13 protein-coding genes are annotated in these 14,040 nt (G+C 59.2%); 9 read left to right on the top strand and 4 right to left on the bottom strand.

Translation table 11 applies throughout. The features are described from left to right. The first annotated feature begins 225 nt into the window (after window positions 1-225). The gene (locus ACERJA_RS19405; RefSeq protein ID WP_373609862.1) at window positions 226-552 is read left to right on the top strand and encodes a hypothetical protein; all 327 of its coding nucleotides are present in this window, start codon (window positions 226-228) and stop codon (window positions 550-552) included. 202 nt (window positions 553-754) lie between these two features. After that, window positions 755-2,530, top strand: coding sequence for a nitrite/sulfite reductase (locus ACERJA_RS19400; RefSeq protein WP_373609860.1), 1,776 nt, complete (start codon window positions 755-757; stop codon window positions 2,528-2,530). Window positions 2,531-2,672: 142 nt separating this feature from the next. Here ACERJA_RS19400 and ACERJA_RS19395 read toward each other — a convergent pair whose 3' ends face one another. Next, complete coding sequence (locus ACERJA_RS19395; protein ID WP_373609861.1) at window positions 2,673-4,019, bottom strand: dihydroorotase family protein; 1,347 nt, start codon at window positions 4,017-4,019, stop codon at window positions 2,673-2,675. 328 nt (window positions 4,020-4,347) lie between these two features. On the opposite strand from ACERJA_RS19395, the gene ACERJA_RS19390 reads away from it, so the two are divergent. Continuing rightward, window positions 4,348-4,659 carry a bacteriophage holin gene (locus ACERJA_RS19390; RefSeq protein ID WP_373609859.1) on the top strand — a complete coding sequence of 104 codons (312 nt, stop codon included), beginning with the start codon at window positions 4,348-4,350 and terminating at the stop codon, window positions 4,657-4,659. 237 nt (window positions 4,660-4,896) lie between these two features. Further along, entirely contained in the window at window positions 4,897-5,649 is a 753-nt protein-coding gene (locus tag ACERJA_RS19385) for an SDR family NAD(P)-dependent oxidoreductase (protein WP_373609858.1), read from the top strand. Window positions 5,650-5,656: 7 nt separating this feature from the next. Here the strand turns inward: ACERJA_RS19385 and ACERJA_RS19380 are convergent, their stop codons facing one another. Continuing rightward, window positions 5,657-6,286, bottom strand: a complete 630-nt coding sequence (locus ACERJA_RS19380; RefSeq protein WP_373609857.1) for an isochorismatase family protein — start codon at window positions 6,284-6,286, stop codon at window positions 5,657-5,659. Between the two features lie 237 nt (window positions 6,287-6,523). Here ACERJA_RS19380 and ACERJA_RS19375 point away from each other — a divergent pair, with 237 nt between their 5' ends. From ACERJA_RS19375 to ACERJA_RS19365, 3 genes are all read left to right on the top strand, one after another. Next, window positions 6,524-7,291: an IclR family transcriptional regulator gene (locus tag ACERJA_RS19375; RefSeq protein WP_006068103.1), complete on the top strand. Its 768-nt coding sequence runs from the start codon at window positions 6,524-6,526 to the stop codon at window positions 7,289-7,291. A gap of 79 nt (window positions 7,292-7,370) precedes the next feature. After that, window positions 7,371-8,609, top strand: coding sequence for a Zn-dependent hydrolase (locus ACERJA_RS19370; protein ID WP_373609856.1), 1,239 nt, complete (start codon window positions 7,371-7,373; stop codon window positions 8,607-8,609). Then, on the top strand, window positions 8,606-9,643 hold the full coding sequence (locus tag ACERJA_RS19365) for an LLM class flavin-dependent oxidoreductase (protein WP_373609855.1): 1,038 nt from the start codon (window positions 8,606-8,608) through the stop codon (window positions 9,641-9,643). The genes ACERJA_RS19370 and ACERJA_RS19365 overlap by 4 nt, the downstream gene beginning before the upstream one ends. Window positions 9,644-9,708: 65 nt before the next feature. Here ACERJA_RS19365 and ACERJA_RS19360 read toward each other — a convergent pair whose 3' ends face one another. Beyond that, complete coding sequence (locus ACERJA_RS19360; RefSeq protein WP_373609854.1) at window positions 9,709-11,190, bottom strand: CoA-acylating methylmalonate-semialdehyde dehydrogenase; 1,482 nt, start codon at window positions 11,188-11,190, stop codon at window positions 9,709-9,711. 177 nt (window positions 11,191-11,367) lie between these two features. On the opposite strand from ACERJA_RS19360, the gene ACERJA_RS19355 reads away from it, so the two are divergent. Both ACERJA_RS19355 and ACERJA_RS19350 read left to right on the top strand, forming a co-directional pair. Next, window positions 11,368-12,714 (top strand): aspartate aminotransferase family protein, encoded by a 1,347-nt coding sequence (locus tag ACERJA_RS19355; RefSeq protein ID WP_373609853.1) that lies wholly within the window; start codon window positions 11,368-11,370, stop codon window positions 12,712-12,714. 103 nt (window positions 12,715-12,817) lie between these two features. Then, on the top strand, window positions 12,818-13,333 hold the full coding sequence (locus ACERJA_RS19350) for an Lrp/AsnC family transcriptional regulator (protein WP_373609852.1): 516 nt from the start codon (window positions 12,818-12,820) through the stop codon (window positions 13,331-13,333). A gap of 21 nt (window positions 13,334-13,354) precedes the next feature. On the opposite strand, the gene ACERJA_RS19345 is transcribed toward ACERJA_RS19350, so the two are convergent. Then, a complete protein-coding gene (locus tag ACERJA_RS19345; RefSeq protein ID WP_373609851.1) occupies window positions 13,355-13,813 on the bottom strand; it encodes a GNAT family N-acetyltransferase in 459 nt (152 codons plus the stop codon). Window positions 13,814-14,040 lie beyond the last annotated feature (227 nt).

Here is a 14,040-nt window from a genome sequence, read left to right as displayed (position 1 = left end):
TCATTTGCCGCAGACAGCTACAGCTGTAGCCGTCTGCGGTTTTTGTATTTATTACAAACACTAGTCTTATTTTCATATAAACCATATTTAGCAACGACATCTTCTCAGTACGTGGTCGGTCCATCATCACCATCAAAATAGTGACATAGATTTCCGGATTCTGTCCGAATCGGTAAGCGTTGCACAAGGCGATGGAGGAAGGCTTCTGGCGAGCATATGGCATGTATGCCGATCGCACTGCGAACGTTAGACGACGGTGCGTGGATCAGCGTTAACGATTCTCGCCAAGTGAGCGTAAGCGACGTCTGGACGCTTTCTCGAGGCGTATTTTGTAACTGCGAACCTGCGTACGTTCTTCTCGAGGCGTTTCTTGATGTCCGTGTCGACGGCCCGATCGTGTTCGCGAAGACGGTGGGACAGTGTCTCGAGTGTGGTGAACGGGCGTCGATTGATCGGCTGCCCGTGGGTCGGATCGTCGATGGGACGTTCGAGCCCTACGATCCCGAAGCGGTCCAGTCGGTGCTCGAGCCGGGGGAGTATAGTAGCCACTGACCGTCAGTGCACATCTGATCGCACAAGCTGTGTGATCTGTGTACAATCCGTTTCAGTTGTTACTATAGTATCTCGATAGCCACCGTGGCAAAATCTTCCGGGTGTGACGAATAGCGGGGAGAACTGCCGAGAGGAGTGAGATGCGGGGAGAACTGACGGAAGAGAGAGAAGGTTATGGCATCACCATCATAGGACGGATAGAATGGTCACCGACGTCGAGAAATGGAAGGACGAACTCTACGGGACGGATATCCGTGCGGAGATCGAACGCTTTGCCGAGGAGGGCTGGGAAGCAATTCCTGACGACGAACAAGACGCGTGGTTCGAGCGGTTCAAATGGTATGGCCTGTATCACCAGCGAGCGGGTCAGGAATCGTATTTTATGATGCGGATCGGGCCGCCGGGTGGCGTGCTCGAGCCAGGGCAGTTCCGACAGCTCGTCGAAATCGCGGACGATTTCTCACGCGGCCCGGCCGAGAATCCCGAGTTCGGGAACGGCTGGATCGACGTGACGACGAGACAGGCAATTCAGCTCCATTGGATTCGACTCGAGGACGTCCCCGAAATCTTCGACCGACTCGAGGAGGTTGGTCTCTCGACGGTGCAGGCCTGTGGTGACTCGTGGCGAAATATCGTGGGCTGCCCGGTTGCTGGCAAGGACAAACACGAGCACGTTGACGCGGATGCCCTTGCGACCGACCTTCATGACACGTTCAAGCGAAATGAGGCGCATTCGAACCTCCCACGAAAGTGGAAGGTGGCGGTGACGGGGTGTGACGAAGGCTGTGGACAGGGCGATATCAACGATCTGGCATTCGAACCCGCCGAGAAGGAGATTGATGGGGAATCCGTAACGGGATACAATATCCGCGTCGGCGGTGGGCTCTCGCGTAACGAACCGCGTTTCGCCCGGAACATCGATGTCTTCGCGACGCCAGAACAGGCTGTCGAGATTGCAGGCGGGATCTCGGCGCTGTTCCGCGACTACGGTGACCGCGAAAATCGCTACAACGCTCGCATGAAGTTCCTCGTCGATGAGTGGGGGCCAGAGAAGGTCCGAGAGACGCTCCAAGACGAGTACATCGACTTCGAACTCGAGACGGCTGGAGAGGATCTCCGGGAGTCCTACTCCTACAATGCAGGAGAGGCTGACGGGAAACACGACCACGTTGGTGTCCATGAGCAGGTCGATGGAAACTACTACGTCGGCTTGAACGTCCTCGTTGGACGGATTGGCGTCGACGACGCCTACGACCTCGCTGACGCAGCGGAGACGTACGGCTCGGGCGAAGTGCGACTCACGCAGCGCCAGAACATCATTTTCACTGATGTCCCTGCAGAGACCCTCGACGACTTGCGTGCGGAGTCGGTGCTCGACGACTACAGTCCCGACCCGAATCCGTTCCAGCGCGGCTCGATTGCCTGTACGGGAACCGAGTTCTGTTCGCTGTCGATCGTGGAGACGAAAAATCGGCAGGTTCGATTCGGCCGGTGGCTCACGGAGAACGTCACCCTCCCTGCGGGTGTCGAGAACTTCCATATCCATCTCTCGGGCTGTACGGCCTCGTGTGCCCAGCCACAGATCGCCGACGTCTCCCTCCGTGGGATGAAAACGCGCAAGGACGGCGAACCGGTCGAAGCACTCGACATCGGACTCGGTGGTGGGCTCGGGGAGAACCCGCAGTTTGCTTCCTGGGTCGCTGAACGCATCCCGGCGGACGAAGTCCCCGGAGCGATTGCGAACTTGATCGAGAACTTCGCCGAGGCTCGCGATGGTGAAGAGAGCTTCCGTGAGTTCGTTGCTGCTCGAGACGACGACGAACTCGCAGAGCTGATCGAACCCGAGGAGACGGCCTATGACGATCCGTACATGCACAATACGAAGCGAACGTGGTATCCATACGCCGAGGACGACGGCCTCGATGAGAGTCCGGCACCGGCACGGGCAGACGGAACGCCAATCTCGTCCGACGACTAGTCGTGAAAGGACTCACGCGTAACGCGTGGCGGCTACTGTTGCCGGTAGTTTCTGTCCAGAGTCGGCTTCAACTCCTGGCACCAGTACTGGTGTGTCTCGAGATGAGGTTTCCAAGCTGGCTTTCGGTCGGCTTCGAACCGGTTCATTCGGTCACTGGAACGCCGTCTTCGTAGCGTGGCAGGTACGAACCGATCCCGCCTTCGGTGAGTACATGGTTGTCCTCAACGACGAGTTCGCCACCTTTGATTGTGTGTGTCGGCGCGCCGGTGAGTTCGCGGCCGAACGCCGAACACCAGCGGTTGTCCAGTCCGTAGAGGTAGTCCTCATCGACGGTGAACTCCTTTTTCAGGTCGACGATGACGGCGTCGGCGTCTGCCCCTTCGACGAGTGCGCCTTTCCGTGGATAGATGCCGAACCGTTTCGCGTTGTTCGTCGAGCAAACCTCGACCATCCGCTCCATCGAGATCCGATTTTTGTTCACGCCTTCGCTAAGCATGAGCGGGAGGAACGTCTGCAGACCCTGATCGCCCGGCGGTGCCTCCCAGACGCTGCCGTCGCGAGGGCCTTTGAACTCGAGTTGGTACGGGCAGTGGTCGGTGCCGACGTGGTCGAACGTGCCGTTTCGGAGGGCTTTCCAGAGCGCCTCCTGATCTTCTTTGTAGCCGATCGGTGGCGAGATCTTCCCCCAGAGGCCGACGTCCTCGTCTTCACAGTGGTTGGCGAGGAAACTCGGCAGGGTTTCGCCGTGGATACTGACGCCGCGCTCGTTGTACCGGCCGAGGGCGTCGACAGTCTCTTCCATACTGTTGTGGACGACGTACGTCGTCGCACCGGTGTGTTCGGTGAGCATGCCGATCTGTTCGATCTGCATCGCCTGACTGATCCCCGGTGAGGCGTCGGCCCATGCCGTGAGGTCGTCTCGGCCCTCCGCTTTGATCTCCTCGACTTTTACCGGACCGAGATCGTCGTTTTCGGCGTGGAACATGACGACTGCGTTCTCCATCTCGGCTGTCTTTTTCAAGACGGTGTAGACACGTCCGGCGTCGGAGTGGCCGATTCCCAACTCCGGAGCCGATGTCTTGTACATGTTGAAAAACAGCTTAAACGACCGGACCCCTTCCGAAGCGAGATCGTCGATTTCATCGACGTGGTGGTCCTGATGAACGATTGCGTGGAACCCGAAGTCGATGTAGGACTCCTGTTCGCCGGTGTCGACGAAGAAGTCCATATCGGGTACGTACGGCTCCTCTTGGAGGAGGAACGTAAAGAACGACGTCACACCGCCGGCGAGACAGGCTTTTGTCTCGGTCTCCATGTCGAGTTCGTACTGGGTGTGATAGTCATGCTCGTACCGTGAGATGCCCATGTGATTGTGTGGACAGATGACTCCCGGGATGAGGTAGTTCCCCTCGGCGTCGATCGTCTGTTCGGCCTCAGGAAGTGAACTGTTTGACCCGACTGCAGTGATTTTCCCGTCGCTTGCGGCTATTCCGCCAGTTATGGTTCCGGATGGTGTGACGACACGTGCGTTAACAACTCTAATGCTATACTCTGCCATACTCACTACAGAGAGCGAGGAAGGGCTTAACTGTAAAGGAACCCCTCATGAATCTGGTACTATCGTACGAGCGGATCTGAACTACTGTAACTGTCACTGATATAAACGAGAGTGTCACGAAAGAGTTCTCATCCCTGCTCTGTAGCGATTTCGTTGACGTTCATCAGCAGTAGTGGCCGGAAAATCCGCCGCTTAACCAACCGATTGCTCTTCTACGACACCCTAGTATTTTCACTTAACAGGTGGATCTTGGGATCGTATGAGCGAATCACAGACATCAATTCAAAAGCTGATCAGTCCGTCCCCGGACGAACCTGCCCAGTCCACAGGGAAAGTCGATGCACGAGCACTCGGCCTTTCGGCCGGAATTTTGTGGGGTTTAGCGGTTGCCTTTCTCGAACTTGCCGCCGGAACGGACTACGGAGAGCGATGGCGACTGTTACTAGCAGACCTCTATCCGGGATACAGCCATGAACCAGGGAATCTCGTCTGGGGAACCGTTCTGGGTTTCATCGATGCGTTCGTTCTCGGATACCTGTTCGGAACACTGTACAACCGTCTTGCAGAATAAATGGCATTCGACCGGACAGCGGTATCAGATATCCAGTAGATGTCGTAAACGACCGTGGGCACGGTGGCCCGTGATCTCTGCCTGCATCCATTGTCAATAACCTCGAGATCAGGCCTCGGGGTTCTCGCCCTGTACTGCCTATAGAATACGCCACACTCTCTACGCAGTTATGGGTAAGACTCGCTTTATAACACAATTGACATAAACAGTTATACGGTTCGTGTGGGACTGTTCTGCATGGGTCGATTAGACGGTAGACAGGCGCTCGTTACGGGTGCGAGCAAAGGTATCGGACGTGGCATTGCCGAAGGGTTAGCTACAGAAGGAGCGACCGTCGGCGTTAATTATCCACCACAGGAGGAGCCGACACACGCCAATGATGTCGTTGAGACGATCGAAGCGAACGGCGGAAACGCACGAACGTTCGAAGCTGATGTCAGCGACGCCGCAGCTGTCGAGTCGATGATCGACACGTTCGAATCCACGTTCGGGTCACTCGACATCCTCGTCAACAATGCGGGAATCCTCACACAGTCTCCGCTCGCGGAGATGCCAGTCGAGATGTGGGACGAAACGATCGCCGTAGACTTGCGTGGGACGTTTCTCCCGACCCGGTTTGCCCTCCCAGGAATGCTCGAGGCGGGCAGCGGCTCGATCATCAACGTTGCTTCACAGCTCGGAATCGTTGGCGGCGAAGAGTTAGTCCACTACTCGGCCGCCAAAGGTGGCGTGATCGCGATGACTCGAGCGCTCGCACGTGAAGTCTCGCCGACGGTCCGAGTCAACGCCGTCGCGCCGGGCCCAGTTCAGACCGAACTATTAGACGACATCAGCGAGGAGTGGCGCGAGGCGAAAGCGGCACAGCTTCCGATGGACCGACTCGGCGAAGTCGAAGATATCGTCCCGACGGTCGTCTTCCTCGCCTCCGAGGAGAGCAGCTATTATACGGGCCAGACGCTCAGCCCCGACGGTGGGGACGCGATGCACTAGCTCAGCTTCAGCTGTCGTGTAGATACTCACACACCTCGTCGACTGGTTTGACGTCGCCGTACTTCGCGTGGATATCGAAGAGGTTCGCCGCGTGTGGCTCCTCGAGTCGGTCGCCGACGCTTCCCTCGGGGACGATCACGCGAAAGCCGTGGGCACAGCCGTCGACGGCTGTCGCGCGGATGCAGCCGCTGGTTGTACAGCCAGCGACGATGAGCGTATCGACGCCCCACGCAGACAACATCGAGTGGAGTTCAGTCTCGTGAAACGCACTCGCCTGTCGCTTGTCCAGTCGGTGATCGTCGGCTTGAAGCTCGAGTCGGTCGTCGAATGCGACCCACTCGGAGCCTGCAGCCAGTATCTCGAGTGTGGGGATCTTTTCTACCCAGGTCCCGAGGTCAGCTGCCTCCGGGTGGGTGGTGATGACCCGGGTTGCGACGACGGGACAGTCGGCGTCGTGAGCGGCCTCGAGGAGCGCGTTCGTTCGCTCGACGACGCCTGTGAGGTCGCCACCGAGCGGACACGACGGATCCGTAAAGCCCTGTTGCAGATCGACGACGATCAGTGCGGGCGTGTCGCCGTAGCCGATTTCATTGTCCAGTCCTGCACGATCGTAAACGTCTGGTGTCTCAGCTGGCATGGTCGGGTGGTCCATCGCGGACGAGTCGCGTGTCGGTTCGCCCGTGTGGATACCACGATGTCGCTCGAGAGCGGCAAAAAGATTCGCGTTGGAGGGACCGACGAAACCGGTGGATCGTCCAACTTGGTGTGCACTGGTCGCCGTGAATCCTGTTCTAATTATATAAGGAGATTCCCAATATCATCGACTTGAACAGCGAAACGGTCATTTAGGTATAGTGGTATTGTATAACATAACATGGCAAGCGTCGAACCAGGTTCGTCAGTAAAGTCCGTTGATCGGCTGTTCGAGATCATCCACGTTCTGGACGAACTCAACGGCGCACGCGTGACCGAAGTTGCGACGCGACTCGATATGCCAAAAAGCACCGTTCATGACCATCTGTCGACGATGCACCAGCACGAGTACGTCGTCAAAGAGGGCAACGAGTACTATCTCAGTCTCCAGTTTCTCAGACTCGGCGAGCACGCCAGATGGCGAAAAGAGGCGTATCGACTCACCTACGACAAAGTGAGCCGACTGGCCGAACGGACCGGCGAACGCGCGCAGTTCATCATCGAAGAACACGGGAAGGGAGTCTACGTTCACCGCGAGACGGGTGAGTATGGCGTGAAAACGAATTCGGATATCGGCGAACGCGTCCCCCTCCATGCGACTGCCGCAGGAAAGGCGATTCTCAGCGCGCTACCCGTGCCGTACATGGAAGCGTTGCTCGCGGAACTTGAACTCGAGCAGTTCACCGAGTATACAGTCACGGACGTCGACGAGCTACGGACGGAACTGGAGGTTGCGCGGGAACAGAACTACGTGTTCAACGAGGAGGAGTATACGAAGGGGTTGACCGCCGTCGGCGTGCCGGTGCTGGAACAGTCGGGAGCGGTACTCGGTGCAATCAGCCTCTCGGGGCCGACGTATCGGATGCAAGGCGACTGGTTCACCGAAGAAGTGCCGTCGATGCTGTTGGGTACGGTCAACGAACTCGAACTCGATATTACGTTTTCGTAGCGACGACGTTTCCGTTCGTCATGAATGTGCGTGTTGTTTTCACACAAAGGCTTATCTGTAACTCCCGAGAGGTAGCTGTATGCCCATTTCGTTACAGCGAGAGCGCTTTGTATCGACAATGAAAGAGCAAGCCGAGATCGGCGCGACTGCCGACGGTGGCTTACACAGGCTCGCACTCTCCGACGAGGACAAGGAGATCCGTGATTGGTTCGCCGACCAGATGACTGCAGCGGGGCTGACAGTCCGTGTTGACGAGTTCGGAAACATGTTCGGACGCCGTGCGGGGACCGATCCTGATGCGAAGCCGGTGCTAGTCGGCTCCCATCTCGACTCGCAGCCCTACGGCGGTATCTACGACGGTGCACTCGGCGTCATCGCAGCCCTGGAGCTGATCCGGACGCTCAACGACAATGAGATCGAGACCACCCACCCCATCGAGATCGTCAACTGGACCAACGAGGAAGGGTCGCGGTTCCAGCCCGCAATGCAGGGCAGCGGCGTCTGGGCCGGCGCACACGACCTCGAGGAAGAGTACGCCAAGACCGACGTCGATGGAACCGTGTTCGAAGACGAACTCGAGCGCATCGGATACAAGGGCGAGGAACCCTGCGAGCCGCCCGAGGAGTACGAGGCGTATCTCGAACTCCACGTCGAGCAGGGGCCGTATCTCGAGGAAAACGAGAAAGACGTCGGCGTCGTCACGGGGATCGTCGGCTTCACGTGGGGAGCGGTCACGTTCTACGGCGAGGCCGACCACTCCGGGCCGACGCCGATGCACTACCGACAGGACGCGCTCGTCGCTGCAGCCGACGTGATCAGCCAGATCCGACGCATTCCGAGCACGCTGGGCGAGCGCACGGTCGGGACGACCGGTTACATCGACGCCAAGCCGAACTCGATCAACATCATCCCCGAGGAAGTCACGTTCACGTGGGGGTTCCGTGATCCCTCCGACGACGTGATCGAGGAGGCCCGTCGGCGCGTTCTCGAGGAGGCCGAGTGGGCCGCCGAGCGGGAGGGCCTCGAGTGGGAGTACGACGACCGAATGCGCGCCCCGGCGGTCCAGTTCGCTGACGGGTGTGTCGATGCGGTCCAGACGGCTGCGGACGAACTTGGGTACGATAGCATGCAAATCTTCAGCGGCGCGGGACACGACGCAACACATATGCACAGTATCTGCGATACGGGAATGGTGTTCGCGGTGAGCGAGAACGGCAAGAGCCACAACGAGTCGGAGTACACGAGTTGGGACGACTGCTACAAGGCGGCGTCGACGATTGCGAACGCTGCCGTTGACCTCGCCGGAGGTGCGAAATGAGCGATCCGACGTTCGATCGACTCGGCATCTGGAACTGGGAGAGCGAGAACGTCGCCGACGAGATCGAGTACGCAAAGTACGCCGAGTCAAAGGGGTTTGATTCGGTCTGGCAGGGTGAGTCGCGACTGGTTCGTGATGCGATGACGATCATGGGGGCGTACACGCAGGTGACTGACTCGGTCAGGTTCGGACCGGGCGTGACCAACTGCTACACGCGAAACGTCGCCCTGATGGCCCAGACGTTCTCGACGCTTGATGAACTGTCCGGCGGCCGGGCAATGCTCGGCATCGGCGCCTGGTGGGATCCGCTTGCGAGCAAAGTGGGAATCGACCGCCAGAACCCGCTTCGCTACATGTGGGAGTACTGTACCGTGCTCAGGAAGCTCCTCGACCTCGAGACCGTTACCTACGACGGGCAGTACATCCAGGTCGAGGATATCGAACTCGATCTGGTGCGGGCCAACGCCGAACCGCGGACGGTGCCGATCTACATCGGTGCGACCGGGCTAACGATGAACAAGATGGCCGGCGAACTGGTCGGCAACGGCACCATCGACGGCGTCTACATGAACTACTTGATCCCGCCGGAGCACAACGAACGGGCGATGGAGAAGCTCACCGAGGGCGTCGAGAAACAGGGCGGGACGATCGACGACGTCGACCGGCCACAGCTGATCGCCGTGTCGATGGACGAGGACGCGGACGTTGCCATCGACAACGCTCGTGGGCTGGTCACCCAGTACATCGGCCAACAGCCCCACATCACGAAAGCGTCGGGGATCGACCCCGAAGTGGGCGAGCAGGTCGGCGAGGAACTCGGTGGCTGGCCCGCTTCGGCCGAGGATATCGAGCGCGCTAGTCGACTGGTGCCCGACGAGGTCGTCACGAACATCGTCGCCGCTGGCACACCTGAGGACTGTGTTCAGAAGGTTGCCGACTACTGTGAGGCCGGCTGTACCGAACCGTCGCTGTACTCACTCGGTCCGAACGTCACGGAAGTGATCGACGTCTTCGCCGAGTTCAAAGCCGAGTAGGCACTCGAGGGCGCCTCTTTTTTAGAAGCGGATAAGGGCCGAAGGCCGGCGGCGACGCTGCTAGCTCAGTTGTCTGGCCAGCGCTCGATGTAGACGTTCTTGTCCGTGTAGAAGTGGATCATGTCCTCGCCCTGGGCGTGGAGGTCGCCGAAGAACGAGTCCCGTTGGCCACCGAAGTGGAAGAAGGCCATCGGGGCGGAGGTGCCCACGTTGACGCCGAGGTTCCCCACGTCGGCGCGGTGGCGGAACTTGCGGGCGTCGAGGCCACTGCCCGTGAAGAGACTCGCCGCGTTGCCGAACTTGCTCTGGTTCAACACCTCGAGTGCCTCGTCCATGTCCTCGACAGCCATCAGTCCGAGCACCGGGCCGAAGATCTCCTCTCGAGTGATGACCATGTCAGTCGTCAGACCGCCGAACACGGTGGGCGCGAGGAAGTTACCGTCCTCGTAGCCCTCAACAGTGACGTCGCGACCATCGAGGAGGAGTTCGGCACCCTCGCTGACGCCGGTTTCGATGAAGTTGCGGACGTTCTGCTCGTGTTCTGGCGTGATCAGCGCGCCGATGTCGACGCCCTCATCGAGCCCATAGCCAACCGTCTGGGCTTCGGCTTTCTCGAGTACCAGTTCCTCGAACTCGTCGTACACACCTTCTTCGACGACGACGACGTCGTTGGCGAGACACCGTTCGCCGGCACAGGCACACGCCGACGCGATCGTCTTTTCGGCGGCGAACTCGAGGTCTGCGGTTTCGGTGACGATGATGTGGTTTTTCGCGCCACCCTGTGCCTGAACGCGTTTGCCGTGTGCGGCGGCGGTCTCGTAGACGTGTTTCGCGACTGGAGTGCTGCCGACAAAGGAGATGCCGGCGATGTCCTCGTGCTCAAGCAGCGCCGTTACCGTGTCGACGCTCCCGTTGACAAACTGGACGACACCGTCGGGGAAGCCAGCCTCGTCGATGAGTTCGAACATGCGCTGGGCCACCAGCGGATCGCGTTCGCTCGGCTTCAGAATGAAGCTGTTACCGGTTGCGACGGCGTATGGCAGGAACCACAGCGGGATCATACCCGGGAAGTTGAACGGGGTGATGGCTGCGAAGACGCCGAGCGGTTTGCGAACGGCGCTCTCATCGATCCCGGGAGCCGCGTTCAGCAGGGATCCACTCTGCATCATCGACGGGATGCCACAGGCGACTTCGACGTTCTCGATGCCGCGACGGAGCTCCCCACGGGCTTCCGCTAGGGTCTTTCCGTGTTCTTCGACGAGGATTTCGGCCAGTTCGTCCTGGTGGTCCTCGAGCAGTCCTTTCAGCGCAAACAGCGGCTGGATTCGCTCTTCGACGGGCGTCGTCGACCACTCTTCGAACGCCTCGAGACCGGTTGCGACGGCGTCGTCGACGTCCGATTCGGTGCTGAACGGGACGAACGCGAGTTCCTCGCCGGTCGCTGGATTGATGACCTGTTGTCCGTCGCTGCCGTCTGGACGTGTCCACGTGCCGCCGACGTAGTTCTGTACGTCTCCTGTCTCCGAGAGTGATTCTAGCTCAACCATGGGGCCAGATACCACGACTAGTGAAATAACTCTTCGGGATTCATTCTACGCTGTTCTGCTATATTCAAAAACTACTGAAAACGGTTTCATAGATGCTCGGCTCATTGAACAACAGTCTACTGAGGTGAGGTTTTGATAAAGATTAATGCAGTATGAGAGACAACGTGGAGCATATCAATGTCAGATACACAATCATCCGACGATGCGCTCCCAGAGGGCGCAACCGAGACTGAACGGCTCGATAAACAGTACGTGTTCGGGACCTGGTCCTACCAGAGCGAGGTTTCCCCGACGGAGGTAACCGGTGGCTCGGGTGTTCGATTCACTACTGCAGACGGCAGTGAGTACATCGATTTCTCGGGCCAGCTCATGTGCTCGAACCTCGGCCACTCCGCGGACACCGTCGCTGACGCGATGGCCGAACAGGCCCGCGAGGGCGCATACTTCGCCCCAGGATTTACGACCGAACCGCGGGCGAAACTCGGCGAAAAACTCGCGGAGGTAACGCCAGGGAACCTCTCGAGGACGTTCTTCTCGACCAGTGGGACGGAGGCCGTTGAGGCCGCGATCAAGATCGCCCGCATGTACACGGGCAAACAGAAGATCATCTCACGGTACCGCTCCTATCACGGCGCCACCGCCGGCTCGATCAGTGTCACGGGCGACCCGCGCCGGCTGATGTCCGAACCCGGCGTCCCCGGTTCGATCAAAGCCCCCGACCCGTACGCCTACGGCTCGACGCTCGAGCCAATGGAGAGTCTCGAGTACATCGACGAGATGCTGATGCTCGAGGGCGACACCGTCGCGGCGGTGCTTGTCGAACCCGTCGTCGGCTCGAACGGCATTCTCGTCCCGCCGAAGGAGTATCTCCCCCGACTCAAAGAGATCGCCCACGACCACGGCGCGTTGCTCATCTGCGACGAGGTGATGAGCGGCTTCGGTCGCACTGGTGAGTGGTTCGGCTGTGACGTTTTCGACGTGACACCCGACATTATGTCGATGGCGAAAGGGCTCAGCGGGGCCTATGCGCCGCTCGGTGCGACGATCGTCACCGACGAGATCGCCGCCCACTTCGAAGATGAGATGTTCTGTCACGGCCATACCTACGCGGGTCACCCGGTCGCCTGTGCTGCTGGCCTCGCTGCAGTCACCAGCTATCAGGACCAGGACCTGATCTCACACGCCAACCGCGTCGGGGAGTATCTCGGGGAGCGCCTCGAGGAACTCGCAGCAAAGCATCCAAGCGTCGGCGAGACGCGCGGTGTCGGCCTCTTCCGCGGCGTCGAGTTGACGAAAGATCCCGACGAGCGTGTTCCGTTCGGCCACCGTTCTGATAAGATCTCGATGGGGTCGACTGTCGTCGACGAGGTCAGCGCCGCCGCGTGGGAGGAGGGCGTCTACGTCGGCAACATGATCAACACGCTCATCATCGCGCCGCCGCTGCCGATCACCGAAGACGATGTCGACGAGGCCGTCGCAGCCCTCGACGTCGCACTCGAGGTCTCCGATGCGGCCATGGACTGACCGAGACAGTCCGCTCGAGTGAGCGTGTTCGTCGCGACTCAGACGTGGCGAGGCGTCCGGACTGGAATCGCACGTTTAACTGTCCCCCGACGAACTAACTGCTATGGAACCCAACGACCGGCCGGCCATCGACGAAACGGATATCGCGATTCTCGAGCGCGTCGAGCGCGATGCCGATGTCAATCTCGCTGAGCTAGCAACGGACCTCGAGCTGTCGAAATCGGCGGTTCACTATCGGCTGAACAAGCTCAAAGACGCCGACATTATCACCTCGGTGTCGGCGGATATCGACCCGCTTGCACTCGGACTCAATATGGTGGTTATTACAGAGGTGTCGGTGGCCCACGAGAGTGGGTACGCCGAGGATATCGGTCGTTCGCTCACCGAGATCGACGGCGTGTTTCAGGTGTACTATACGATGGGCGACGTCGACTTTATCGTCCACTCCCGGGTCCAGGACCGCGAGCAGATGAACGACCTTATCGACGAGATCGTGACGATCGATGGCGTCAACGAGACCGCGTCGACGTTTGTGATGAAAGAACTCCAGACCAGTGCGCGGACAGTCGCCAACATGTCCGAGGAAATGACCGAGAACGTTGTCGACGGATCCAACTGACTGTCTCCGTAGAAGCGTCGACTACTCGCCTGCTTCGCTGTCGTCGCCCGTGAGCTCGTATTTAAACGAGTAGCAGTACTTGTCGTAGCCGAGTGCGTCGGTGTAGAATCGGTGTGCATCGTCACGCCAGAGTCCTGACTCGAGCTCGACTGCCTCACAGCCTTCCGTCGCTGCCCAGTCGTGGACAAACGAGAGGAGCTGTTCGCCGAACCCCTCCGAGCGCCGGGATTCAGTCGTCACGAGGTCGTAGACGTAGGCGTGTTTGCCCAGATAGAAGTTGGTCGAGATGGTGACGCCAGCGACGGCGACGAGCTCGTTATTATCGTAGAGGCCGAACAGTCGATACCCTTCTTCGTGCATCTGCTCGTACAGTTCGAAAAACAGGTCTTCGTCCAGATGTGTCCGCAGTTCGTTGAGGATTGGAAACCCTGTGCGCAGGTCGTCCTCGGTCGATAGCTGTTTGATGGTGGTGGTGCTCATCTATGTCTCGCCTCGAATGCCTGCCGCGGGCTGACTGGCCGTTAGTGGGTCGGCGACGGCAGGCGATCGACAGCAGTGTGGTTGAGACAGTCTATCATAAAAAACATTTCGTCGTGGTATCGACAAGATGGGCGGTGGCGCCGTCTCATATGGTCTGCTGTCGTCACGTCCCGCCGATCACCGACTCCGCCGCTGGTGTGCGGCGGTACATCGGTACAGCAGACCGT

The sequence above is a fragment of the Natronorubrum sp. A-ect3 genome (assembly GCF_041821125.1).
Classification (GTDB): domain Archaea; phylum Halobacteriota; class Halobacteria; order Halobacteriales; family Natrialbaceae; genus Natronorubrum; species Natronorubrum bangense.
Note: the sequence above shows the minus strand (reverse complement) of the source record. Positions and strands in the feature narration are given on the sequence as shown.

Bases quoted from the DNA above. Each gene is read 5' to 3' on its own strand.
- ACERJA_RS19350 (WP_373609852.1), top strand. From the start codon at position 12,818: ATGGAACCCAACGACCGGCCGGCCATCGACGAAACGGATATCGCGATT.
- ACERJA_RS19405 (WP_373609862.1), top strand. From the start codon at position 226: ATGCCGATCGCACTGCGAACGTTAGACGACGGTGCGTGGATCAGCGTT.
- ACERJA_RS19360 (WP_373609854.1), bottom strand. From the start codon at position 11,190: ATGGTTGAGCTAGAATCACTCTCGGAGACAGGAGACGTACAGAACTAC.
- ACERJA_RS19385 (WP_373609858.1), top strand. From the start codon at position 4,897: ATGGGTCGATTAGACGGTAGACAGGCGCTCGTTACGGGTGCGAGCAAA.
- ACERJA_RS19390 (WP_373609859.1), top strand. From the start codon at position 4,348: ATGAGCGAATCACAGACATCAATTCAAAAGCTGATCAGTCCGTCCCCG.
- ACERJA_RS19380 (WP_373609857.1), bottom strand. From the start codon at position 6,286: ATGCCAGCTGAGACACCAGACGTTTACGATCGTGCAGGACTGGACAAT.
- ACERJA_RS19375 (WP_006068103.1), top strand. From the start codon at position 6,524: ATGGCAAGCGTCGAACCAGGTTCGTCAGTAAAGTCCGTTGATCGGCTG.
- ACERJA_RS19400 (WP_373609860.1), top strand. From the start codon at position 755: ATGGTCACCGACGTCGAGAAATGGAAGGACGAACTCTACGGGACGGAT.
- ACERJA_RS19365 (WP_373609855.1), top strand. From the start codon at position 8,606: ATGAGCGATCCGACGTTCGATCGACTCGGCATCTGGAACTGGGAGAGC.
- ACERJA_RS19345 (WP_373609851.1), bottom strand. From the start codon at position 13,813: ATGAGCACCACCACCATCAAACAGCTATCGACCGAGGACGACCTGCGC.
- ACERJA_RS19370 (WP_373609856.1), top strand. From the start codon at position 7,371: ATGCCCATTTCGTTACAGCGAGAGCGCTTTGTATCGACAATGAAAGAG.
- ACERJA_RS19355 (WP_373609853.1), top strand. From the start codon at position 11,368: ATGTCAGATACACAATCATCCGACGATGCGCTCCCAGAGGGCGCAACC.